Source organism: Actinomadura macra NBRC 14102 (genome assembly GCF_001552215.1).
In the GTDB taxonomy this organism is placed as follows: Bacteria; Actinomycetota; Actinomycetes; order Streptosporangiales; family Streptosporangiaceae; genus Spirillospora; species Spirillospora macra.
The window spans coordinates 63,941-86,235 of record NZ_BCQT01000016.1 but is presented as its reverse complement, the minus strand read 5'-3'; the positions used below and the strand labels follow the sequence as shown (position 1 = coordinate 86,235).

General features: G+C 71.1%; 14 protein-coding genes. 9 read left to right on the top strand and 5 right to left on the bottom strand.

All coding sequences use genetic code 11. From position 1 onward, the window contains the following. Positions 1-377 precede the first annotated feature (377 nt). The gene (locus AMA02S_RS25600; RefSeq protein WP_067462209.1) at positions 378-4,502 is read left to right on the top strand and encodes a HAMP domain-containing hybrid sensor histidine kinase/response regulator; all 4,125 of its coding nucleotides are present in this window, start codon (positions 378-380) and stop codon (positions 4,500-4,502) included. A 58-nt stretch (positions 4,503-4,560) separates the two neighbouring features. Further along, complete coding sequence (locus tag AMA02S_RS25595; protein WP_084265592.1) at positions 4,561-7,023, top strand: SpoIIE family protein phosphatase; 2,463 nt, start codon at positions 4,561-4,563, stop codon at positions 7,021-7,023. A gap of 14 nt (positions 7,024-7,037) precedes the next feature. Here AMA02S_RS25595 and AMA02S_RS25590 read toward each other — a convergent pair whose 3' ends face one another. The 4 genes from AMA02S_RS25590 to AMA02S_RS25575 all read right to left on the bottom strand — a co-directional run bounded on the left by AMA02S_RS25590 (position 7,038) and on the right by AMA02S_RS25575 (position 10,496). Then, positions 7,038-7,439 carry an arsenate reductase ArsC gene (locus tag AMA02S_RS25590; RefSeq protein WP_067462206.1) on the bottom strand — a complete coding sequence of 134 codons (402 nt, stop codon included), beginning with the start codon at positions 7,437-7,439 and terminating at the stop codon, positions 7,038-7,040. Further along, positions 7,436-8,530 carry an ACR3 family arsenite efflux transporter gene (gene arsB, locus AMA02S_RS25585; RefSeq protein WP_067462203.1) on the bottom strand — a complete coding sequence of 365 codons (1,095 nt, stop codon included), beginning with the start codon at positions 8,528-8,530 and terminating at the stop codon, positions 7,436-7,438. Before arsB ends, AMA02S_RS25590 begins: the two co-directional genes overlap by 4 nt. Beyond that, positions 8,530-8,841 carry an ArsR/SmtB family transcription factor gene (locus tag AMA02S_RS25580; RefSeq protein WP_067462200.1) on the bottom strand — a complete coding sequence of 104 codons (312 nt, stop codon included), beginning with the start codon at positions 8,839-8,841 and terminating at the stop codon, positions 8,530-8,532. The genes arsB and AMA02S_RS25580 overlap by 1 nt, the downstream gene beginning before the upstream one ends. Before the next feature lie 65 nt (positions 8,842-8,906). Next, positions 8,907-10,496 (bottom strand): PucR family transcriptional regulator, encoded by a 1,590-nt coding sequence (locus tag AMA02S_RS25575; protein WP_245667823.1) that lies wholly within the window; start codon positions 10,494-10,496, stop codon positions 8,907-8,909. Between the two features lie 329 nt (positions 10,497-10,825). Here AMA02S_RS25575 and AMA02S_RS25570 point away from each other — a divergent pair, with 329 nt between their 5' ends. From AMA02S_RS25570 to AMA02S_RS25560, 3 genes are read left to right on the top strand one after another with little or no spacing between them, the layout of a single operon-like run. Continuing rightward, positions 10,826-11,797, top strand: coding sequence for an oxamate carbamoyltransferase subunit AllH family protein (locus AMA02S_RS25570; protein WP_067462197.1), 972 nt, complete (start codon positions 10,826-10,828; stop codon positions 11,795-11,797). Positions 11,798-11,810: 13 nt separating this feature from the next. Next, positions 11,811-13,313, top strand: a complete 1,503-nt coding sequence (locus tag AMA02S_RS25565) for an AllF/FdrA family protein (RefSeq protein ID WP_067462194.1) — start codon at positions 11,811-11,813, stop codon at positions 13,311-13,313. Further along, a complete protein-coding gene (locus AMA02S_RS25560) occupies positions 13,310-14,713 on the top strand; it encodes a YlbE family protein (RefSeq protein ID WP_067462191.1) in 1,404 nt (467 codons plus the stop codon). Before AMA02S_RS25565 ends, AMA02S_RS25560 begins: the two co-directional genes overlap by 4 nt. A gap of 218 nt (positions 14,714-14,931) precedes the next feature. Here AMA02S_RS25560 and AMA02S_RS25555 read toward each other — a convergent pair whose 3' ends face one another. Then, complete coding sequence (locus AMA02S_RS25555) at positions 14,932-16,188, bottom strand: amidohydrolase family protein (protein WP_067462188.1); 1,257 nt, start codon at positions 16,186-16,188, stop codon at positions 14,932-14,934. A 693-nt stretch (positions 16,189-16,881) separates the two neighbouring features. Between AMA02S_RS25555 and AMA02S_RS25550 the strand changes: the two genes are divergently transcribed. The 4 genes from AMA02S_RS25550 to AMA02S_RS25535 all read left to right on the top strand — a co-directional run bounded on the left by AMA02S_RS25550 (position 16,882) and on the right by AMA02S_RS25535 (position 22,240). After that, positions 16,882-18,291 carry a uracil-xanthine permease family protein gene (locus tag AMA02S_RS25550; RefSeq protein ID WP_084265590.1) on the top strand — a complete coding sequence of 470 codons (1,410 nt, stop codon included), beginning with the start codon at positions 16,882-16,884 and terminating at the stop codon, positions 18,289-18,291. Between the two features lie 26 nt (positions 18,292-18,317). Beyond that, positions 18,318-19,217, top strand: a complete 900-nt coding sequence (locus AMA02S_RS25545) for a carbon-nitrogen hydrolase family protein (protein WP_067462185.1) — start codon at positions 18,318-18,320, stop codon at positions 19,215-19,217. A 201-nt stretch (positions 19,218-19,418) separates the two neighbouring features. Next, positions 19,419-20,633, top strand: a complete 1,215-nt coding sequence (locus AMA02S_RS25540) for a CaiB/BaiF CoA transferase family protein (protein WP_067462182.1) — start codon at positions 19,419-19,421, stop codon at positions 20,631-20,633. Then, positions 20,630-22,240: a carboxyl transferase domain-containing protein gene (locus tag AMA02S_RS25535; protein ID WP_084265589.1), complete on the top strand. Its 1,611-nt coding sequence runs from the start codon at positions 20,630-20,632 to the stop codon at positions 22,238-22,240. The genes AMA02S_RS25540 and AMA02S_RS25535 overlap by 4 nt, the downstream gene beginning before the upstream one ends. Positions 22,241-22,295 lie beyond the last annotated feature (55 nt).

The window sequence follows — 22,295 nt, the reverse complement described above, 5'->3', positions numbered from 1 at the left end:
CGTCCATCTTGACCTGCCTGAAACCGGCGTCTGCTCTACTGATGGCACCGCGCCGCACCGAGACCGCCAGCGGTCCGGATCTGCGACGGGCTGCTCACCCGCGGTGGCATTGCCGTGCCCCGATGGCCAGTGGGTGACATGACTCGGAAGATTGCGAAAGTATTTTACAGGAAATTTTATTCATCAAAAATCTCTCCTATAATGGTTCCATGGTCTGTCCCTTCCGGTGCGCGGCGGAGTTCCCCCTGTCCTCCAGGGCGTCCGCACCACGATCACGTGCGTCACGGTCATGAGTTCTCTCACTGGGAGAGCTGCGGGTGGTCCCGGCGACGCCCGAGCTGTTCGCGCCGGGAACCTGAGCGGATCGGAAGTTCGACATGGTTGATGTTCCTGCGACGTCGAAGGTCCGGGCGGGTCATCCCTCCGGTCGGGCGGACGCCGACGAGGCCGGGCTGCGGCGGCTGCTGGACGGACTGACGGCCGTGCGGGACGGCGATTTCGGCACCCGGCTGCCCGGTGATGCCGATGGGCTTTTCGGAGAGATCGCCGTCGTGTTCAACGGCATGGTCGACCAGCTCGCGCTGTTCACCTCCGAGGTCACCCGGGTGGCGCGCGAGGTGGGCACGGAGGGGCAGCTGGGCGGGCAGGCGGAGGTGCCCGGCGTATCAGGCACCTGGGAGGACCTGACCGATTCCGTGAACGCCATGGCGGGAAATCTGACGACCCAGGTCCGTGACATCGCGCAGGTGGCGACCGCGGTCGCCCGCGGTGATCTGTCGCAGAAGATCACCGTCGACGCGCGCGGGGAGATCCTGGAGCTGAAGGACACCGTCAACACGATGGTGGATCAGTTGTCGTCGTTCGCCGACGAGGTCACGCGCGTCGCCCGCGAGGTCGGCAGCGAGGGACGGCTGGGCGGACAGGCGGACGTGAAGGGCGTCTCGGGGACATGGCGTGACCTGACCGACTCGGTGAACTTCATGGCCGGGAACCTGACGGGTCAGGTCCGGTCCATCGCGCAGGTGGCGACGGCGGTGGCGCAGGGAGACCTGTCACAGAAGATCACCGTGGACGCGCGGGGCGAGATCCTGGAGCTGAAGACGACCATCAACACGATGGTCGATCAGTTGTCGTCGTTCGCCGACGAGGTCACGCGCGTCGCCCGCGAGGTCGGCACCGAGGGGAATCTGGGCGGGCAGGCCACCGTCCGCGGAGTCAGCGGCACCTGGAAGGACCTCACCGACAACGTCAACGTGATGGCCTCCAACCTGACGGGTCAGGTCCGGTCCATCGCGCAGGTCGCCACGGCCGTGGCCCGCGGCGACCTCTCGCAGAAGATCACCGTGGAGGCCAAGGGCGAGGTCGCCGCGCTGGCGCAGACCATCAACACGATGGTGGACACCCTGTCGGCCTTCGCCGGTGAGGTCACGCGCGTCGCCCGTGAGGTGGGCACGGAAGGCCAGCTGGGCGGGCAGGCCCAGGTCGCCAACGTCGCCGGGACGTGGAAGGACCTCACCGACAACGTCAACTCGATGGCGACCAACCTGACCAACCAGGTGCGCAACATCGCCCAGGTCACCACCGCCGTCGCGCAGGGCGACCTGACCAAGAAGATCGACGTGGACGCCCGCGGCGAGATCCTGGCGCTGAAGACCACGATCAACACGATGGTCGACCAGCTGTCGGCGTTCGCCGCCGAGGTGACCCGTGTCGCCCGCGAGGTCGGCAGCGAGGGAAGGCTCGGTGGGCAGGCCGAGGTCGAGGGCGTGTCGGGCACGTGGAAGCGGCTCACCGAGAACGTCAACGAGCTGGCCGGGAACCTGACCCGGCAGGTGCGGGCGATCGCGGAGGTGACCAGCGCGGTCACCTCCGGCGATCTGACCCGGTCCATCACCGTGGACGCGTCCGGGGAGGTGGCCGAGCTCAAGGACAACATCAACCTGATGGTGAAGTCGCTGCGCGAGACCACCCGCGCCAACCAGGAGCAGGACTGGTTGAAGACCAACCTCGCGCGGATCTCCGGCCTGATGCAAGGCCACCGCGATGTGCCCGTGGTCGCCGACCTGATCATGGACGAGCTGACGCCGTTGGTGTCGGCCCAGTACGGGGCCTTCTACCTCGCCGAGGACAACGGCGGGCTGGAACTGGAGCTGGTCGGTTCCTACGGCTATCCCGAAGACGACGACCCGGCCGTCGCGTCCCGGCCCACCAGGTTCCGGTCCGGGCGCTCGCTGGTCGGGCAGGCGGCCCGGAGCCGGCACACGATCGTGGTCGAGGAGGTTCCCGCCAGTTATGTCACCATCTCCTCTGGTCTGGGGGCCGGTGCGCCGGCCAGCGTGATCGTGCTGCCCATCGTGGTCGAGGACCAGGTGCTCGGGGTGATCGAGCTGGCGGCGCTGCGGCCGTTCAGCCCGGTGCAGCGGGACCTGCTGGAGCAACTGCGCGAGAACATCGGCGTCAACGTCAACACCATCCTCGCCAACGCGCGCACGGACGAACTGCTGGCCGAGTCGCAGCGGCTGGCCGGTGAGCTGCGCGTCCGCTCGGAGGAGTTGCAGGCCCGGCAGGAGGAACTGCAGAGCTCCAACGCCGAGCTGGAGGAGAAGGCGGCACTGCTGGTCAGCCAGAACCGCGACATCGAGACCAAGAACCTGGAGATCGAGCAGGCGCGGCAGGAGTTGGAGGCGCGGGCCCAGCAGCTGACGCTGGCGTCCAAGTACAAGAGCGAGTTCCTCGCCAACATGAGCCACGAGCTCCGCACCCCGCTGAACTCGCTGCTGATCCTGGCGCAGCTTCTCTCCCAGAATCCGACCCGCAACCTGACCCCCAAGCAGGTCGAGTACGCCGGCATCATCCACTCCGCCGGCTCGGACCTGCTCCAGCTGATCAACGACATCCTGGACCTGTCGAAGGTCGAGGCGGGCATGATGGACCTCACTCCCGAACGGGTGCCGCTGCGCCACCTGCTGGAGTACGTCGAGGCCACGTTCCGCCCGCTGACCTCCCAGAAGAGCCTCGACTTCCGGATCACCACCGAGCCGGGGGTGCCGGAGTACGTGCTCACCGACGGCTCCAGGCTCCAGCAGGTCCTGCGGAATTTGCTGTCGAACGCGGTGAAGTTCACCGACAGCGGCGGCGTCGAGCTGCGGATCGAGACCGCCGAGCCGGCCGAGCTCCCGGCCGCGATGCGGACCCAGGGCCCGACCCTGGCCCTCCGGGTGATCGACACCGGCATCGGCATCGCCGAGCACCAGCTTGAAACGATCTTCGGAGCGTTCCAGCAGGCCGACGGCACCACCAGCCGCAAGTACGGCGGAACCGGGCTGGGCCTGTCGATCAGCCGGGAGATCGCCTACCTGCTCGGCGGCGTCATCCTCGCCGACAGCACCCCCGGACGCGGCAGCACCTTCACCCTGTACCTGCCCGTCGCCCGCTCCGACTTCCAGGCCGGGGTCCAGACCGTCCAGACCGCGGCCAAGACCGGTCCCGGCGCGCAGCCCGCCGGGTCCGCCGAGTCGGCGGACGGCACCGCCGACGGCGCGCCCACGGCGGGTGCGCGGGATACGGCCACGTCCTCACGCCCCCGGCAGCGCCGGCTCCTGGTGATCGAGGAACGGCAGGGCGGCCTGATGTCCCTGGTCGCCGAGAGCGCCGTCGCCGACAGCCGCCACTCTCCCGGTACCGAGGGCGGCGTCCAGGTCGTCACCGCGGTCAGTGCGGAGGAGGCCGCGGCCGTCCTCGCCGCCGACCCCTGCCACTGCGTCGTGCTCCAGCTCGACATGCCCGGCGGGGTCGCGCTGCGCTTCCTGGAGGCGGTGGACGGCGACCCGGCGCTGCGCGGCTTCCCCGTCCTCGCGCACAACAACCGGCGTCTGGACGCCGAGCAGGAGCGCGCCCTTCAGGAGCGCGCCCAGGCCCAGCCACTCGAACTGCTGCGGAGTCTGGACGAGTTGCGCGAGCGGATCGCCCTGCATCTGGCGGCCGAGCACGCCGGTGACGTCCTGCCGCTCGTGCGGGTCGGCGGTCACCGCGGGGGGCCCGCACGCAAGACGGACACCTTGCTCGCGGGCCGCGTCGCCCTCATCGTGGACGATGACTCCCGCAACGTCTTCGCCCTTACCAGCATCCTGGAACTGCACGGCATCCGGGTGCTGCACGCCGACGACGGCCGCAAGGGCATCCAGGCCCTCACCGAGCATCCGGGCATCGACCTGGTCCTGATGGACGTGATGATGCCGGAGATGGACGGCTACACCGCCACCTCCGCCATCCGGGCGATGCCCGAACACGCCAGCCTGCCCATCATCATGGTGACGGCCAAGGCCATGCCCGGTGACCAGGACAAGAGCCTGGCGTCCGGCGCCACCGACTACATCACCAAACCGCTGGACGCCGACGACCTCATCGCATGCGTGCGCCGCTGCCTCCAGAACGGTTCCGCACCCGCTCCGGCTCCCTCCGGCGGCACCGATCCGGCTCCGCCTGAGGGCGACACCCCATGACCCGTACCAGGGGTCTGGTCTATCGAGTGTCCTTCACCCGGCCCACCGGCGGTGACTGATGGCCGACGAATCCGCGAACGGCAGCGCCCCGCCGCGCCCCGAGGACGCCGCTGTCCAGGCCGACCTCACCGACGCCTCGGTCGTCGCCGACGTCGGGACGGAGGGACGCATGTCCAATGTCGGACGCCTGGCCGCGACGGTGGACCGGCTCCAGCGGCAGGTCCGCCAGGCCCAGGCCACCGCCGACGGGCGCGGTGTCCTGGAACTCGCCAAGGGCGTACTGGTCGAGCGGCTCCGCTGCGGGCCGACGGAGGCCGCCCGGCATCTGGACGCGCTCGCCGCCGACGCGGGCCTGGCCCCGCTGGAGCTCGCAGCAGAGATCATCAATCAGGCGGCGCGGGACCGCGTCACCGAGGCCACCCAGAGTTTCCTCCGCCTGACCACGGATGAACCAGGGGCCGCCGGGCCGATGGACGTCGGGGCCGCCGTCGCCGCGCGGCTGCGCACCGCCGAGAGCGGCGCGCTGGCGGCCCCTGACGCCCAGGCCGCGGCGGAGTCCCTGTTGGAGCACGCGCTGCGGCCGCTCGGCGCGGCCGCCGTCGCCGTCTGGGCCGCCGGCGCCGACGCATCGCTCAGCCTGGCGGGTGCCGCTGGATTCGGCGCGGAGGAGGCCGTGCGCTGGCGCTACGTCCCGCCAGGTGTGGCCACGCCCGCGCGCATGGCACTGCTGGAGCGCCGGGCGGTGTGGTTCGCCTCCGGTATCCGGGACGGCCTGCCCTCCATCGGCCACCTCGCGCTGCCGGACGGCGGCCGGGTGACCGTTCCGGCAGGGACGGGCGGCCGCATCATCGGCGTTCTGGAGATCTGCTGGCCGGGCCCGCCGGAGCCGCGCTCCCCGCAGATCGAGCGGCAGGTGGAGGCCCTGGCCGAACTGTGCGCCCACACCCTGGAGACCTGGCCCGAAGCCGGCCCACCAGACGCGGAGGATTCACGACCCGGGCTCGGTGAACTGATCGACCTGGCGGACGCGCTGCATGACCCGGCCTTCGTCCTCGTTCCCCACCACGACCACGGTCAACTGACCGACTTCCGTATCCATCACGTCAACGATCACTTCGTGGACCTGGCCGGACGGCCGCGCAGCACCGTCATGGGCTCGCTGCTGCTGGAGGCGTACCCGTTCGCCGCCGACCACGGCGGACTGCTGGAGAAGATCGAGCGGGTCCACGCGACCGGCGAACCGTTCCGGGCCGGGCGGATCACGCTCACGACATTCGTCGACGAGGTCCCACTGAAGGTCGTCGCCGATATCAGCATCATCCGGCACGCTGACGCCGTCCTGCTGGTCTCCCGGATCGAGGACGAGGCCACCCGGCTGGCCAGCCTCCTGCAGCATGCGCAGCGCCTCGGCCGCATCGGCGGCTTCGAGGAGAACACGGTCACCGGGCAGATCACCTGGAACAGCCAGCTGTTCGACCTTTACGGGATGGCCCCGGGCGGCCTGCCGTCACCGCTCGCCGCCTTGCCGGCACAGGCGCATCCCGATGACGAGCCTGCCATCGGCCGCTTCCTGCGCACGCTGTTGCACCACCACAAGCCGGCCTCGGCCGCGTTCCGCCTGCAGCGCCCCGACGGGATCATCCGGCACCTGCGGATCGTCGCCGAACCCGTCCTGGACGACGCCGGGCACCTCCTCGCCGTCCGTGGCGCCTACCAGGACATCTCCGCCCAGCACTGGACCGAGGTGGCGCTCGCCGCCACCCGTGACCAACTCGCCCACACCGAGCAGGAGGCCGCCGAGCGCAACCGTCTCACCCTGCAACTCCAGCGTGCGATCATGCCGCCGTCCCGGGGTCCGGTCGAGGCCGCCGGGATGCGGGTCGCGGTCCGCTACCGCCCGGCCGAGCACGACCACCTGGTCGGTGGCGACTGGTACGACGCGGTCAGGCTCCCCTCCGGGCAGATCATGCTGGGAGTCGGGGACGTCGCGGGACACGGCATCGACGCCGCCACGGGAATGGTCGTCCTGCGTAACGCGATGCGCGGCCTGGCGACCACCGGAGCGGGCCCCGGCCAGCTGCTGGCCTGGCTCAACCTCGTGGCCCACCACCTCACCGATCACGTCACCGCGACCGCGCTCTGCGGCCTCTACGACCCCGCCACCCACGTCCTGCGGTGGGCCCGAGCAGGCCACCTCCCACCGGTGCTGATCCGCCGAGGCGAGGCCAGTACGCTGCCCACCGTCGGCGGGATGCTGCTCGGCGCTCTGGAGGACAGCGAGTACGACGAAGGCTCCCTCGATCTGGAACCGGACGACGTACTGCTGATGTACACCGACGGCCTGGTGGAGCGCAGGGACGGGTCCATGCAGGAGGCGCTCGCCCACCTGCTGGCGACGGCCCAGCAGCCCGCCATCAACCTGGAGGCCCGCCTCGACCACCTCCTCACCCACAGCAACGCGGACACCGACGACGACACCTGCCTGGTCGGCATCCACCTGCCGCCGGCCCACCCCACATAGAACGGGGGCACCCGCTATTCGAGCAGGTCTTTGATCAGCCCTTCGACGCGTTCGCGGATCTCGTCGCGGATGGGGCGGACGGCCTGGAGGCCTCGGCCCGCGGGGTCGTCAAGGGTCCAGTCGAGGTAGCGCTTGCCGGGGAAGACGGGGCAGACGTCGCCGCAGCCCATGGTGATGCAGACGTCGGAGGACTGGACGGCATCGGCGGTCAGGACCTTGGGCGTTTCCGCGGAGATGTCGATGCCGACCTCGTTCATGGCCTCGACGACGGCGGGATTGATGCTGTCGGCGGGGGCGGAGCCCGCCGAGCGCACCTCGATCCGGTCGCCGGCCAGGTGGGTGAGGAACGCGGCCGCCATCTGGGAGCGTCCGGCGTTGTGGACGCAGACGAACAGGACGCTGGGTCGGTCGGTCACGAGGTGCTCCTTTCGGTCACCGGGGTGAATCCGCGGCGCCAGGCGAGCGCGAGGTAGACCAGCGCGACCAGGACGGGGACCTCGATCAGCGGCCCGACGACGCCCGACAGTGCCTGGCCGGAGGTGACGCCGAAGGTGCCGATGGCCACGGCGATGGCAAGCTCGAAGTTGTTGCCCGCCGCGGTGAAGGCCAGCGTGGTCGTCCGGTCATAGGGCAGGCCGATGCCTTTGCCGAGCGCGAACGTCCCGAACCACATGAGCGCGAAGTAGACCAGCAGGGGCAGGGCGATGCGGGCCACGTCCCACGGCTGGGAGGTGATGGTGTCGCCTTGCAGGGCGAACAGGATGACGATCGTGAACAGCAGCCCGTACAGGGCCCACGGTCCGAGCCGCGGCAGGAAGGCGTTCTCGTAACGCTCGCGTCCCAGCCGCTTCTCGCCCACTCTGCGGGTGAGATATCCGGCGACCAGCGGGACGCCGAGGAAGATCACGACGTTCATGGCGATCCTCCACATCGGGATGTCGAGGTCCTCGCCGTCGCCCAGGCCGAGCCAGCCGGGCAGCAGGTCCAGGTAGAACCAGCCCAGAACGCCGAAGGCCAGTACCTGGAACACCGAGTTGAGCGCGACCAGGACGGCGGCGGCCTCCCGGTCGCCGCGGGCCAGGTCGTTCCAGATGATGACCATCGCGATGCAGCGGGCCAGCCCCACGATGATCAGCCCGGTGCGGTACTCCGGCAGGTCGGACAGGAAGATCCAGGCCAGCGCGAACATCACCGCCGGGCCCACCAGCCAGTTGATCACCAGCGAGGAGAGCAGCAGGCGTCGATCCCCGGTGACCGAGTCCAGCCGGTCGTAGCGGACCTTGGCCAGCACCGGGTACATCATCACCAGCAGCCCCAGCGCGATCGGCAGCGAGATCCCGCCGATCTCGACCTTGGCGAGCGCATCGTCCAGCCCGGGGACGAGCCGTCCGAGGCCGAGCCCGGCGCCCATGGCCAGCAGGATCCACACGGCCAGGAACCGGTCCAGTGTGGAGAGCCCGGCCACGACGCCGGCCGCCGGCGTCTCGCGGCTTTCGGTCAAGGCCATCAGCAGGCCCTCTTGCGTCCGGTCTCGGCGGTCACGCGGGCGGTGCCGGCCAGGTCGCCGAGCGCTCCGGCCAGCTCTTCGATGACTTCGGGGCGTAGCCGGTAGTAGGTGTAGCGGCCGCACGGCTCGGTCTCCACCACGCCCGCCTCACGCAACACCCGCATGTGGTTGGAGACGTTCGTCTGCCGCGCTCCCGTCTCCTCGACCAGATGCGTGGTGCACAGCGTCTCCCGCGCCAGCAGCGTGATGATCTGCAATCGGAGCGGATCGGCCAGTACATGCAGCATGGACGCCTGCGCGGTAGTCATCATGCCCGGATGATATCAGTTGAACATGATGTGATGGCACGCAGGCCAGGTATGGGGAGGCGCTGGGGTCACAGGCCCTGCATGCGCTGGACTTGGAGTGCGAGCATCAGGTTCAGGCGTAGGTGCGGATCCGTGGTGAAGGGGCCCAGGAGTCGTTCGAGTTTGCCGACGCGATACCGCAGGGTGTTGTAGTGGAAGTGCAGAATCCGCGCGGTCTCGGCGACGTTGTTGGTGTCGAGGAGCACCTGCAGCGTGGTACGCAGGTCGACGGTCTCGACGTCGTCACCGAATGCCAGGTCGCGCAGGGTCTCCCGCATGAAGCCCGTCAGTTCGGCGGAGTCGGGGACGAGGCTGAGCAGCCGGTACACCCCGAGACCGTCGAAGTCTTCGACCGATCCCGGACCGTGCATCCGGTGGCCCACGGTGGCCGCGCGCCGGGCCTGCGCATACGCCTGGGGCAGGAGTACCGGCTCGGTGACGACCCGGCTGATCCCGGTGGCGAACGGGCGCCTGACCCCGCCGTCGCCGGACAACTGGGCGACCATCTTGCGGACCGTCTCCCGGGGTGACCCCCGTGTGGGCACGCCCATCACGACGACCAGTTCCTGGCTGTAACCGACGACGGCGGCCTTCGGGTCGTGTTCGCCCACCACCCTGCGCCAGGCGGTCGCGAATCGTTCGGTCGCCGAGCGCAGGTCGGGGGAGTGGGGTTCGGGCGCATCACCGGGATCCAGTTGGGCGACGAGGACGACCAGCGGCCGGTCGATGTCCCAGCCGAGCGAGGCACAGTGCCGTACCGCGTGATCGGGATCGCCGGCGTGTCCGGCCAGGAGGTCGTGCAGGAAGTCGCCCCGGTACTTGCTCTCCACGGCGCTGACCGCGAGTTCCTTGGTGATGACCAGCGCGGCCGTCGTGGCGGCACGCTCCAGCACGTGCACATCGCTCTCCTCCAGCAGGCGGCCACCGGCGACGAGCACGATCCAGCCGTGGTCGAGGGCCCCGGCGATGATCGGCACCATGGCGACGGGCGCGCCGCGCTCCGCCGGCACGCCGGTGCCGTGCTTGAGGCGTTCGACGCGCAGGCGGCCGTCGGAGTCCCACAGCTCGGGGCCGCCCGGTGGCCAGTCCGCCTCCGGGGGCGGCGACTGGGCCAGCACCTGGCCGCCCGGCGTGGTGACGAGCGCGGTGCCGTCCAGCACCTGGCCAAGCTGGTCGGTGATTGCGTCGAGGCCGCCCCCCGCCAGGACGACCTCCACCAGCGCGCGGTGCGCCTCCTCCGAGCGGGCGAGGACGGCGGCCTGCCGGTTGAGGATGTCGGTGAGCACCTGGTTGATGATGTCGTCGAACGCGACGTCGTCGGGCAGCCGGATCACCGGGAGCCCGACCCGGTCGGCGGCCTCCAGCATCTCGGGCGGAAGCCGGTCCAGGTACCGGCCGAGCTTGACCCCCACGGCGGCCAACCGGCGTGCGTGCAACTGGGCGACGAGGTCGCCGAGCGACTCCGGGATCTCCCGGAGCGGATATCCGGTGGTGAGCAGCAACTCGTTGGGCTTCGTCCAGGGGAGGATGTCGGGCACCTCCATGACGTTCAGCCGCTGGACGGTGCGGTGTAGGCCGCTCGCCCCGGCGACCAGCTGCGCGCCCGCCAGGCTGGACACGCTGAGCACCTCGCTGACGGGCACCCCGCGCCCCAGCGTGCCGGTATGGGACGGCCGAACACCGGCGGCTCCGGGTGCCGGGTCCGAGACGCTGCCATCCTGGCCTGTTGGCACAATGCGCAAAGTATCCGGCTTTTGGTTGGCAAATCTGCCCATGGGTGCACCGTAACGCCTCGACTACGTTCGCACCAGGCGCTCCACTCCTCTCACCGTCGAAAATACGGATTCCCGAGTTGTCTGCGACTGGATCGTCAGCTATCAGACCATCCAGTAGTCGAACATGCGCATCAGTAGCACCACGTGCTCATTCCAACCTCAGGAGGAACCGAGTGATCCCGGCCAAGTACCTCCGCTCCCCGGAGCCATCAGCGCGGCGGGCGATGCCCGGAGCCGCCTCCCGGAGACTGGACGCGGTGCTGAGGGGGCCGCTCCGTCCCGCCCGGGTGCTCGGGGTCTTCCCAGCCGTGGTCTACCTGGTACACGAAGCCGGCACGGTGGTCGCGGTGTGTAGCACGGACGCCGTCCGGCTGCCCAACTCCGTGGTCCTGGCGACACCGCGTGCCGCCGCGCCGTTCTCGGCGGTGACGAACGCGGGTCCGGCTTGGCTGGGCGCCGGCAGGCTGCGCATGGGGCCGCTCACGGTGACGGTGGCCCGCTGGTGGACGCCGCGACGCCCGCTTCCGGCACACGGCACGGTCGCCTTGCGGGCCGGGCTCGACGTCCTTGAGGCCGCCATGGTGCCCACCGGGCTGCCGCCAGCGGCACACGCGGATCTGGACGGCCTGGTCCGGAGTGCGACGCGCGGCGATCTCGACGAGACGGCGCACGCGGCGTCCCGCCTGGTGGGTCTCGGCCCGGGGCTGACCCCGAGCGGCGACGACGTTCTGGCGGGCTTCCTGTTGGCTCATCGCCACCTGACGCCACCCCCGCACCCGCGGGCGGGCTTCGCGAGCGCGCTCGGCGCACGCGTCGGGCGCCTCGCGCCCGGCCGGACGACCGCGCTCTCGGCGGCGCTGCTCGACCACGCCGCCCGGGGCGACGGCTGCCCTCAGGTGATCGGCCTGGTCGACGCGGTCGGTGGCCACGCGTCCGTGGCGTCCCGTCTGGGAGAACTGCTGCCGGTCGGCCACACGTCGGGCGCGGACCTCGCGCTCGGGGTGGTGGCGGCGACCCGGGCGGTCCTGGGGGCTGCCGCGCCGCCCCCGGCGCCGTGCCCTGATCCTCCGTGGCGGCTCGTCCGGTGCCCGGCCCGGACCGCTTCGGACGCGCCCCTGCCGCCCCGATACCCCCACATCCCCTAGGAGAGGAGAATTCGTGAGCAGCGCTTTGGAAGTGCGCCGCGGAACCTACCGCGATTCGGTGAGCCTGATGGAGGTGAGCCGCTCGGTCACCGCCGTGGACGGGGTCGACCAGGCACTGGTGGCCATGGCGACCGAGCTGAACCTGGCCCTGCTGTCCGGAATGGGATTTGAGGCACCGGACGGCGCGGGCTCCAACGACCTGCTGATCGCGATCCGGGCCACCGACGAGGAGGCGCTGGGCCGTGCCCGCCAGGTCTTGGAAGAGGTGCTGACCACGCCGGCCCCCACCCCGGCGCGCAGCGGTACCGACGCCGCACCGCGGACGGTGCGCACGGCCGCGGCGACCGCGGGCGGGGCCAACATCGCCCTGGTCTCGGTCCCCGGCCCGCACGCGTTCGCCGAGGCCATGGACGCGCTGGAGGCCGGGCTCGACGTGCTGGTGTTCAGCGACAACGTGCCCATCGAGCACGAGGTGCGCCTCAAGGATGTGGCCAGCGCACGCGGGCGGCTGGTGATGGGCCCGGACTGCGGCACGGTGGTGGTCGGCGGGGTGGGTCTGGGTTTCGCCAACACCGTGCGGCCGGGCCCGGTCGGCGTCGTCGCGGCCTCCGGTACCGGCGCACAGCAGCTCATGTGCCTGCTGCACGCGGCGGGTTCGGGCCTCAGCCACTGCCTCGGCGTGGGCGGCCGGGACCTGTCCGAGGAGGTCGGGGCGCGGTCGACCCGGCAGGCGCTGGCCCTGCTGGACGCCGATCCGGGGACCGAGTTGATCGTCGTGGTGTCCAAGCCCCCGGCACCCGGGGTGGCCGCCGAGGTCGCCCGCTTCGCCGCGACGCTGACCACACCGGTGCAACTGGCCTTTCTCGGCCGTGGCCAGGACGACCTGACCGCCGCGGCGACCAAGGCCCTGGCCGCGCTCGGACACCCCCATCCGGGCTGGCCCTCGTGGCGCCCAGCCCGTCCGCCGGTCTCCCGGGCCGGGGCGCTGCGAGGACTGTTCTGTGGGGGGACGCTGTGCGACGAGGCCATGGTCATCGCCGCGGGCGCGCTCGGACCGGTCGCCTCGAACATCCCGCTGGAGCCGGACTGGGCGCTGCCTACCGACCTGCGCTCGACCGGCCACTTCATGATCGACTTCGGGGATGACGCGCTGACCGCCGGACGCGCGCACCCGATGATCGACCCCGGTCTGCGCCTGGAGCGGCTGAGCGAGGAACTGGCCGATCCCACGACCGGCGCGGTCCTGCTGGACGTGCTCATCGGAGCGGGCTCCCACGCCGATCCGGCGGCGGGGGTGGCCGAGGCGCTGCGGGCCGCGGGAACGGCCGCGCCCCCTGTCGTCGTCTCGCTGTGCGGCACCGACCTGGACGCGCAGGACTTGCAGGTGCAGGCCGGCGTCCTGGCGGACGCCGGGGCCGAGGTGTACCTGTCCAACGCCGAGGCCGCTCGCCGGGCCGTGGCGCTCATCAAGAAATCCGGTACAAGGGAATCCGGCGCAGAAGGGCCGAACGCATGATCGAGCATGATCTCCTCGCGCGGGACCCGTCCGTGGTCACCGTGGGAGCCGCCCTGTTCGCCGACGCGCTGGCGGCGCAGGCCGTACCGGTCACGCCGGTCGACTGGCGTCCTCCGCTGCCCGGTACCGGCGCGGCGGTGGCCCGGGTGCTGGCCGACCCGCGCCGCGAGGACGCCAACGCGCGGGCCGTGGCCCGGGTGCTCGCCTCGACGCCGCATCTCGTCGACGTCCGGCCGGCGAGCGCGGCACTCGACCTCGCGCCGGGGCAGTTCCGGCACGCGGGGCCGCCGGTCGACTGGGAGCGCGCGTCGGGGCCACTGCGTGGCGCGCTGATCGGCGCGGTCCTCTTCGAGGGACTGGCGGACACCCCGGAGGCGGCGCAGGCGTACCTGGAGTCCGGGCGGGCCGAGCTCGATCCCTGCCATCACCACCGCGCGGTCGGCCCGATGGCTGGCGTGGTCAGCCCTTCGATGTGGATGTTCGAACTGCTGGACACCACCCACGGCACCCGCGCCTGGTGCTCCCTCAACGAGGGCCTGGGCAAGGTCCTGCGCTACGGCGCCTACGGTCCGGAAGTCCTGGAACGGCTCGGCTGGATGTCGGCGGTGCTGGGGCCGCTGCTGCGCTCCGCGGTGCGCGCGCACGGTCCGCTCGACATCCGGGCGATCATCGCGCAGATGCTGCAGATGGGCGATGAGGGCCACAACCGCAACCGCGCAGGCACCCTGACGCTGCTCCGGGACCTGGCGCCGGCGATGGTCGACAGCGGCGCGCCGTCGTCCGACGTGGCCGAGGCGGTGCGCTTCATCGGCGGCAACGAGCACTTCTTCCTCAACCTGGACATGCCCGCCTGCAAGCTGGCCATGGACGCGGCCCGGGACGTGCCGGGATCCACCCTGGTGGTGGCGATGGCCCGCAACGGCACCGACTTCGGCATCCAGGTGTCGGGAACCGGAGACAGCTGGTTCACCGGCCCGGCCGCCGTCCCCGAAGGGCTGTACCTGGGCGCGTACGGATCCAAGGACGCCAATCCCGACATCGGCGACTCGGCGATCACTGAGACGGCGGGAATCGGTGGGTTCGCGATGGCGGCGGCCCCGGCGATCGTGCGGTTCGTCGGCGGGCAGGTGGACGACGCCCTGGCGGCGACCCGGCGGATGTACGAGATCACGCTGACCGAGAACCCGGCGTACCAGGTGCCGGTGCTCGACTTCCGCGGCACGCCCACCGGCATCGACGTCACCAAGGTCGTGCGCACCGGGATCCTGCCGCAGATCAACACCGGCATCGCCGGGCGCGTGCCGGGCACCGGGCAGGTCGGTGCCGGCCTGGTCAATCCGCCGGCCGTGTGCTTCACGGCGGCGATCGAGGCGCTGGCCGAAGCGGCGCCGCCACTGTAGCCACCGCCGTAACCACCGCTGGGGCGGGGCACAGCCGCCCCGGTCCGGAAAGCACACCGGCTCCGCGTCCGTCCCTCTGTCCCCGGGACGGGTGCGGAGCCGGGGTCTTGCGTCGAAGGGACGGTGCCGTGGTGTGAACGGGGGCGGCGTTCGCGCCCACACGACGACAATGGCGGCCGTTCCCCGCTGTGGGAAACGGCCGCCTCGCGTGCCGGCTCTTACCTCACGATGCGACTGGTGCACTCGGACTCGGCGATCACACGTCCCTCGCGTACCACCCAGCGCGGCCTCTCGTGTTCGCGCAGGAGGTCCACCACGCGCTCGGCCTGATGGACGCAGAGGTTCGCCGGATTGCCGACCGCGACGGCATGCCCGCTGACGCCGAGGACACGGGCGGCGCGCCGGGTGACCAGATCCAGCAGATCGAGCTGTTCCCTGGCGGACAGGAAGCCGAGCGCATGGGCCGCGAGGAAGGCCACTTCCAGCATGTTGTGCCGGCCGAACGGGTAGTAGGCGTCCTCGATGTCGTCCTGGCCGAGCGCCACCGGCAGCCCGCCGTCGAAGAACTCGCGGACCGGCAGGTGCAGCGGGCCGGTGTGCGGGTCGGACACGAACCCGAGGCCAGCGGCGGTGGCGAGGTCCATCAGCCGGTGAACCGAGGGAGGCGGGTACTGGCCCACGGCGCGGGCGTGGCAGGCGACCCCACGTCCGATCAGCCCGTGCTCCAGCATCGCCTCGGCCAGCATCGCGGTGGTCCGCAGCGCTGGGTCGCCCGCGTCGTCCACCAGCATCGCCACCCGCCTGCCGCTGGCGGCGGCCAGTTCGCACGCCCAGTCGACGTGCGCCCGGGAGTCCTTGTCCGAATGCTCGATCCAGGGGATCCCGCCGACGACGTCCGCCCCGAGCCGCAACGCCTGTTCGCACAGCTTCGCCGCGCCCTCGTCGCGCAACAGCCCGTCCTGGGGAAAGGCCACCACCTGGAGGTCGAGCATGCCCTCGTACTCGTCCCGGACGGCCAGCACCGCCTCCATACCCTCCAGGCCTGCGGTGGTGTCCACGTCCACGAACGCCTGAATGTGCAGCACCCCGTTGAGCACGGCCAGATCGAGGGCCTTGCGGACGTTGGGCATGATCCACGCGCGGTCGTACTTCGCCTTGACGGCGGAGGCCGATTCGACGATCGAGCGGATCGCCGCTCCCATCGCCCCCGCGGTGTACTCGCGCAGCGCGGCCTCACCGGCCATGGGAAGGGTGTACACCTTGTCGAGGTGCATGTGGCCGTTGACGAACGATTCGGTGACCAGGCGTCCCTCCGCCGGGATCACCTCGCCCGCGCGCAGCGCCCCCGCGTCGGCGGGGTCCTCGGCAATGGCCTGGTAGAGCCCGTCGCGGATCCCCAGCGAGACCACCCGGCCGTCCAGGAGCCGGGCGTCGCGGACGACGAGGTCGAACGGCGGGTCCTGATCTGCAGCCATGTCCCAGTTCTTCCTTTCGCTTCTCCACGGCGTGGAGAGGTCTGCCGGGCGGTACGACCGCCGGTCATTTGGCGAATTCCACCGTCTCGACCAGATTGAGCGACCGGCGCTACGCCGAGAGGATCAGCCCGAACGGGTGGGGCCGATCCCGTCACCGTGGAATTCGCGCCCTCATCGATCACCATCGCGTGCTCGCCGCCGATCATCGCCACCGAGAAGAGGTTGTCGAGGCTACGCACGAGCACATCCCGGTTGGCCGACGCCCTGCCTTCTGGCTCGCCCATGGGTCCTCCTCGGGCCGTTGCACGACACTCCGGCTCACGATTGGTAGGCCGACGCTAACCAGCGAGTATCCGGCCAGCGACAGCGCACAGTGCCAACGCGATCCGGAAACGGTTAGCAGATGTCACGACATCAGGTGCCGCCGCACCCCGGGTCTCGGGGGCCGACTCCGGCATCGAGGCGGCCCAGCGCCGACCGCCTCAGGGAGCAACCGATGTCCTTGGATGATTCTGCCAACAGATCCCGGGATGACATGGCAGACACAGCTCATGCTGCCCCGAAATACGGCTCGTAACGTTGCCCCCACCTCGGCGCCGGAAGGGCGTCCGCAGGTCTCCAACATTCACAGGTGCCGGGCGGTGCGAGGTGCCATGCCCTCTCACTCCCCATACGCCTGGAAGGCGGCAGAAGATGGCACTCGGCTTTGGCTGGAAACTCCACGGGGACGGCAGTACACCACGTCCGGGCGAGATCGTCCTCCCGGACGAAAGGCTCTCCTGGGGCCGCACGATGGGGCTGGGGGCCCAACACGTCGTCGCCATGTTCGGCGCGACGTTCGTCTTCCCGATCATCATGGGGCTCGACCCCAACCTGGCGATCCTGATGTCGGGCGTCTCCACGGTGCTCTTCCTGCTCATCGTGCAGGGCAAGGTCCCGAGCTATCTCGGCACCAGCGCCTCGTTCTTCGGCGCGGTGGCGGCGATCCGCGCGGGCGGCGGCACCAGCTCCACCGTCACCGGAGCCATCCTCGTCGCGGGTGTCGTCCTCGCTCTCGCGGGGCTGCTGATACGCCTGGTCGGCGCGCAGGCGATCAACAGAGTCCTGCCGCCGGTCGTCTCCGGCGCCGTGGTCCTGCTCATCGGCTTCAACCTCGCGCCCGTCGTGGCTTCCACGTACTGGCCGCAGGACCAGTGGATCGCGTTCATCACCATGATCGGCGTCATCTCGATGATCGTGCTGCTGCGCGGTTTCTGGGGCCGGATCGCGGTCTTCCTCGGACTGGTCCTCGGCTACGCGCTCTCCTGGGCCTTCGACGGGCTCTTCGGGCCGATCACCTCCGTGATCCCCGGCGCCAACGGAGGCAAGGCGTTCGCGCACGACAGGATCGATCTGTCGGGAGTCGGCGGCGCCGACTGGATCGGGCTGCCGCACACGCATGCCCCGGACTTCAAGACCTCGGCGATCCTGCTCGCCCTCCCGGCGGTCGTCGCGCTCATCGCCGAGAACGCCGGGCACGTCAAGGCGGTCGCCGAGATGACCCGTACCGACCTCGACGGCAGCCTGGGCAGGGCGATCTTCGCCGACGGCCTCGGCACGGCCATGGCCAGCGGCGTGGGCGGCTCTCCCACGACCACCTACGCCGAGAACATCGGTGTCATGGCCGCGACGAGGGTCTACTCCACGGCCGCCTACTACGTCGCGGCGGGCGTCGCGATCCTCATCGGGTTCTGTCCGAAGGTCGGGGCGGTCATCGCCGCCACGCCGGGCGGCGTGCTCGGCGGTGTGACCGTCGTCCTCTACGGCATGATCGGCCTGCTCGGGGTCAAGATCTGGTTCGAGAACGCGGTGGACTTCGGTGACCCCGTCAACCTCATCCCGGTCGCGGCCGGAGTGATCATGGGCATCGGCGGGGTCACGCTGAAGTTCTCCGAGGACTTCACCATCCAGGGCATCGCACTGGGCACGATCATCACGCTGGTCTCCTACCACGTGCTGAATGCCTTGGCCCACCCTCGACCCCGGAAGTCCGTCGGGGAAGACCGGAAAGGGGCCGAACCTTCTTCGCCCGGTGCGGTGAACGCGCCACACCCGTCGACGTAGACCTCAACGCCAGGAGAAACGATCTCATGCGCGCGTTCACCGCGGCGGCCGTCCAGGTCGCCCCGAGGCCCGGCCCGCTCACCTTGGCCGTGGTCAAGGAGAACATCGACCACGCGCTCGCGTGGACCAGGAGATGCGTGGCCTCCACCGGCGCCGACCTGGTCGTGCTGCCCGAGAGCGTTACCACCGGGTTCACGCCGGCGATCGGCGCCGAGGCCCTGTGGGACCTCGTCGACGACGCCCCCGGGACGCTCACGGAGCCCTTCCAGGAGTGCGCCCGCGAGCTCGGAGCACACCTCGTGTGGGGAACCTATGAACGCGGCTCCGAACGCGGGACCGTTCACAACTCGGCGGTACTGGCGGGTCCGGACGGCCAGGTGCTCGGCGTCTACCGCAAGACCCATCCGTTCGGGGGCGAGCGGCGTTCCGGTGGCGGTTGGGTGGTCCCGGGCAACAGTGTCACGGTCGTCGACACCGCCCTCGGCCGCATCGGCATGATCATCTGCTTCGACGGCGACTACCCGGAGCTGAGCCGGATCCAGGCCGTCCGGGGGGCGGAGGTCATCTGCCGCCCGTCGGCGCTGCTGCGGTCGGCCGACCTGTGGGAACTGACCTGCCGGGCGCGGGCCTACGACAACCACGTCTACCTGGTGGGCGCCAACGCCACCGGCGCGGATCCGGCCGGAGTGCTCTACTTCGGCAACTCGATGATCGTCACGCCGGGGGCGGAGGTGGTCGCCCGCGGCTCCTCCCACGAGGGGTGGGTCACGGCGCATCTGGAGCCGTCCCGCGCCCTCGCCGGGCTCACCCCGGGGTCGAGCGTTCCCCAGGTGTTCGACCATCTCGCCGACCGCAACCTCGAACTGCTCCGCCGTTATGCGGACGACCTGGTGCGGCCTGCGAGGACGGCCTTCCCGCACGGCTGAGAACACGGTCGCGACCGGGCCCGCTCCCGGCTTCCGCAGGCACCGACCCATCACAGAATCAGCCAAAGAATGCGCGAACCTCGGGCGGATATTGACGACGAGCACCGGATGTTCGCCTGCCTAGCCTGAGTGCCTCGCCAACCGTTCGGCCCGATGCTTCACGCCGCTTGGGCCCACCCGCAAGAAAGGAGATGCCCCGACGTGAGCGGACCACTGTGCGACCTCGTCGTACTCGACCTCTCCCGGGCCCTCGCCGGCCCGCACGCCGCGATGATGCTCGGCGACATGGGCGCCCGCGTCATCAAGGTGGAACATCCCCGGGGCGGAGACGACACCCGGGGCTGGGGACCGCCGTTCGTCGGGCCCGAGGACGCTCGCGAGTCGACCTACTTCCTGTCCTGCAACCGCAACAAGGAGTCCATGCTCCTGGACCTGAAGTCGGACGACGGGCGGCGGACGCTGGCCCGGCTGGCGCGGCGCTGCGACGTGCTGGTGGAGAACTTCCGCACCGGCGTCCTGGACCGGCTCGGCTTCCCCATCGAGGAACTGCACCGGCTCAACCCGCGCCTGGTGGTGCTCTCGATCACCGGGTTCGGTCACGACGGCCCCCAGGGCGGCCGTCCGGGCTACGACCAGATCGCGCAGGGCGAGGCCGGGCTGATGAGCCTGACCGGGCCCGGCCCGGACGAGCCGACCCGCATCGGCGTACCGGTCGGGGACGTCCTGGCGGGGATGTACGGCGCGTACGGAGTGCTGGCCGCACTGCACGAGCGTGAGCGCACGGGCGTCGGGCGTGTCGTGCGCACCTCGCTGCTGGCCGCGATCGTCGGGGTGCACGCCTTCCAGGGCACGAACTACACGGTCGCCGGGCAGGTCGGACGGGCGCAGGGCAACCTGCACCCCTCACTCCAGCCCTACGGCTCCTACCGCTGCCGGGATGCCGTCATCCAGATCGCCGTCGGCGGCGAGAGGCTGTGGGAGACCTTCGCGCCGCTGGTCGGGCTCGCCGCGGACGACCCGCGGTTCGCGGTCAACGCCGACCGGGTCGCCAACCGTGACGACCTCACCGATGTGATCAACGCGGCGTTCGCCGACCGGAGCGTGGACGAGCTGCTGGCGGAACTGGCCGAGGCCGGTGTCCCGGCGGGCGAGGTCCGCACCCTGGACCGGGTGTACGAATGGGACCAGACGCGGTCGCAGGGGCTGCTGCTCGACCTCGTGCACAGCACACTCGGACCGGTGCGCATCCCCGGTCCGGCGGTCCGCCTCGACGGGGGCGGTCGGCGCCGCCACGAGGCGCCTCCGACGCTGGGCGAGCATACGGACGCGGTCCTGGACTGGCTCGACGCCGAGGACGCCCGCGAACAGCACGCCGTCGCCCGGCACGGGCGCGGTACCGCGGCGGTGGGCGCATGAGCGCCTCGACCCAGCCTCGGGACGCCGGTCCCGCCGAGGCGCCCGCCGTGCCGCGCCGCGAACGCACCGGGGGCAGGGAGCTGATCCGCCTCGTCCTGGACCCGGGCACCTGGATCACCTGGGACACACCACCGCAACAGCCCGCCGACCTGGACGCCGACTACGCCGAGGAACTCCGCGAAGCACGCGAGCGCACCGGCGCCGACGAGTCCGTGACCACCGGCGAGGGCCGCATCCAGGGGCGGCGGGTCGCCGTCATCGCCTGCGAGTTCTCCTTCCTGGCGGGATCGATCGGGACCGCCGCCGCGCGACGGCTGGTCACGGCCGTCGAACGCGCGACCGCCGAGGGCCTGCCGCTGCTCGCCTCGCCGACGTCCGGTGGAACCCGGATGCAGGAGGGCACGAGCGCGGTCGTTCAGATGATCCCGATCTCCGCCGCGATCGCCGCGCACCGTGCCGCCGGGCTGCCCTACCTCACCTATCTGCGCCACCCGACGACCGGTGGGGCGCTCGCCTCCTGGGGCTCGCTCGGCCATGTCACGGCCGCCGAGCCTGGCGCGCTGATCGGCTTCCTCGGGCCGCGGGTGTACGAGGCGCTGCACGGCGAACCCTTCCCGCCCGGCGTCCAGATCGCCGAGAACCTGCACGCGCGAGGCCTCCTCGACGCGGTCGTCGAACCCGGCGGCCTGCGGGCGGTGGCGGCCCGGGTGCTGGACATCGTCGCCGCTCGGCACGAGCGGCTTCCCGAGGCCACCCCGCTGCCACTGGAGAAGCTCGCGGACACCCCGGCCTGGACCTCGGTCGAGCTGTCCCGCCGTCCAGACCGCCCCGGGGTACGTGCCCTTCTGCGCTGGGCCGCCGATGTCGTCCCCCTGAACGGCACCGGTGAGGGCGAGAGCGACCCAGGGCTCCTGCTGGCGCTCGCACGCTTCGGCGGGGCGCCGTGCGTGGTCCTTGGCCAAGATCGGCAGCGGCAGAACCAGTACGGCCCGTTGGGCCCGGCGGCGCTGCGGGTGGCACGGCGCGGCATGCGCCTGGCCGCCGAGCTCGACCTGCCTCTGCTCAGCGTCGTCGACACGGCCGGAGCCGCCCTCAGCAAGGAGGCCGAGGAGGGCGGGCTCGCGGGTGCGATCGCCCGCTGCCTCGCCGAGATGGTCACCCTGCCCGTCCCCACCCTCTGCCTGATCCTCGGGGAGGGCGCGGGCGGCGGCGCGCTCGCGCTGCTGCCCGCCGACCGGGTGCTGTGCGCGCAGCACGGATGGCTGTCGCCGCTGCCGCCCGAGGGCGCCTCGGCCATCCGCTACCGGACGGCCGGCAGGGCCGCCGAACTCGCCCACAAGCAGGGCATCCGCTCACTCGACCTGTTGCGCGACGGTGTCGTCGACCGTGTCGTCGCCGAGCGTCCCGACGCCGCCGACGAGCCGGCGGACTTCCTCGCCCGCCTCGCGTGCGCGCTCGAATACGAACTGGTCGGGCTGCTGCGTCGCCCCGCCGACCGGCGGCTGGCCGACCGCCTGGGGCGCTATGCCGCACCGGACCCGCGACGCGTTGCCCGCGCCGAGGCCGCGCACCCGCAGGCCGAACGGCACCTGCCGGGTCAACGTTGATCCGTGGTCGCCGACCGTTCGGGCGCGGAACCGCGCTTCCCACCCAGACAGCCAC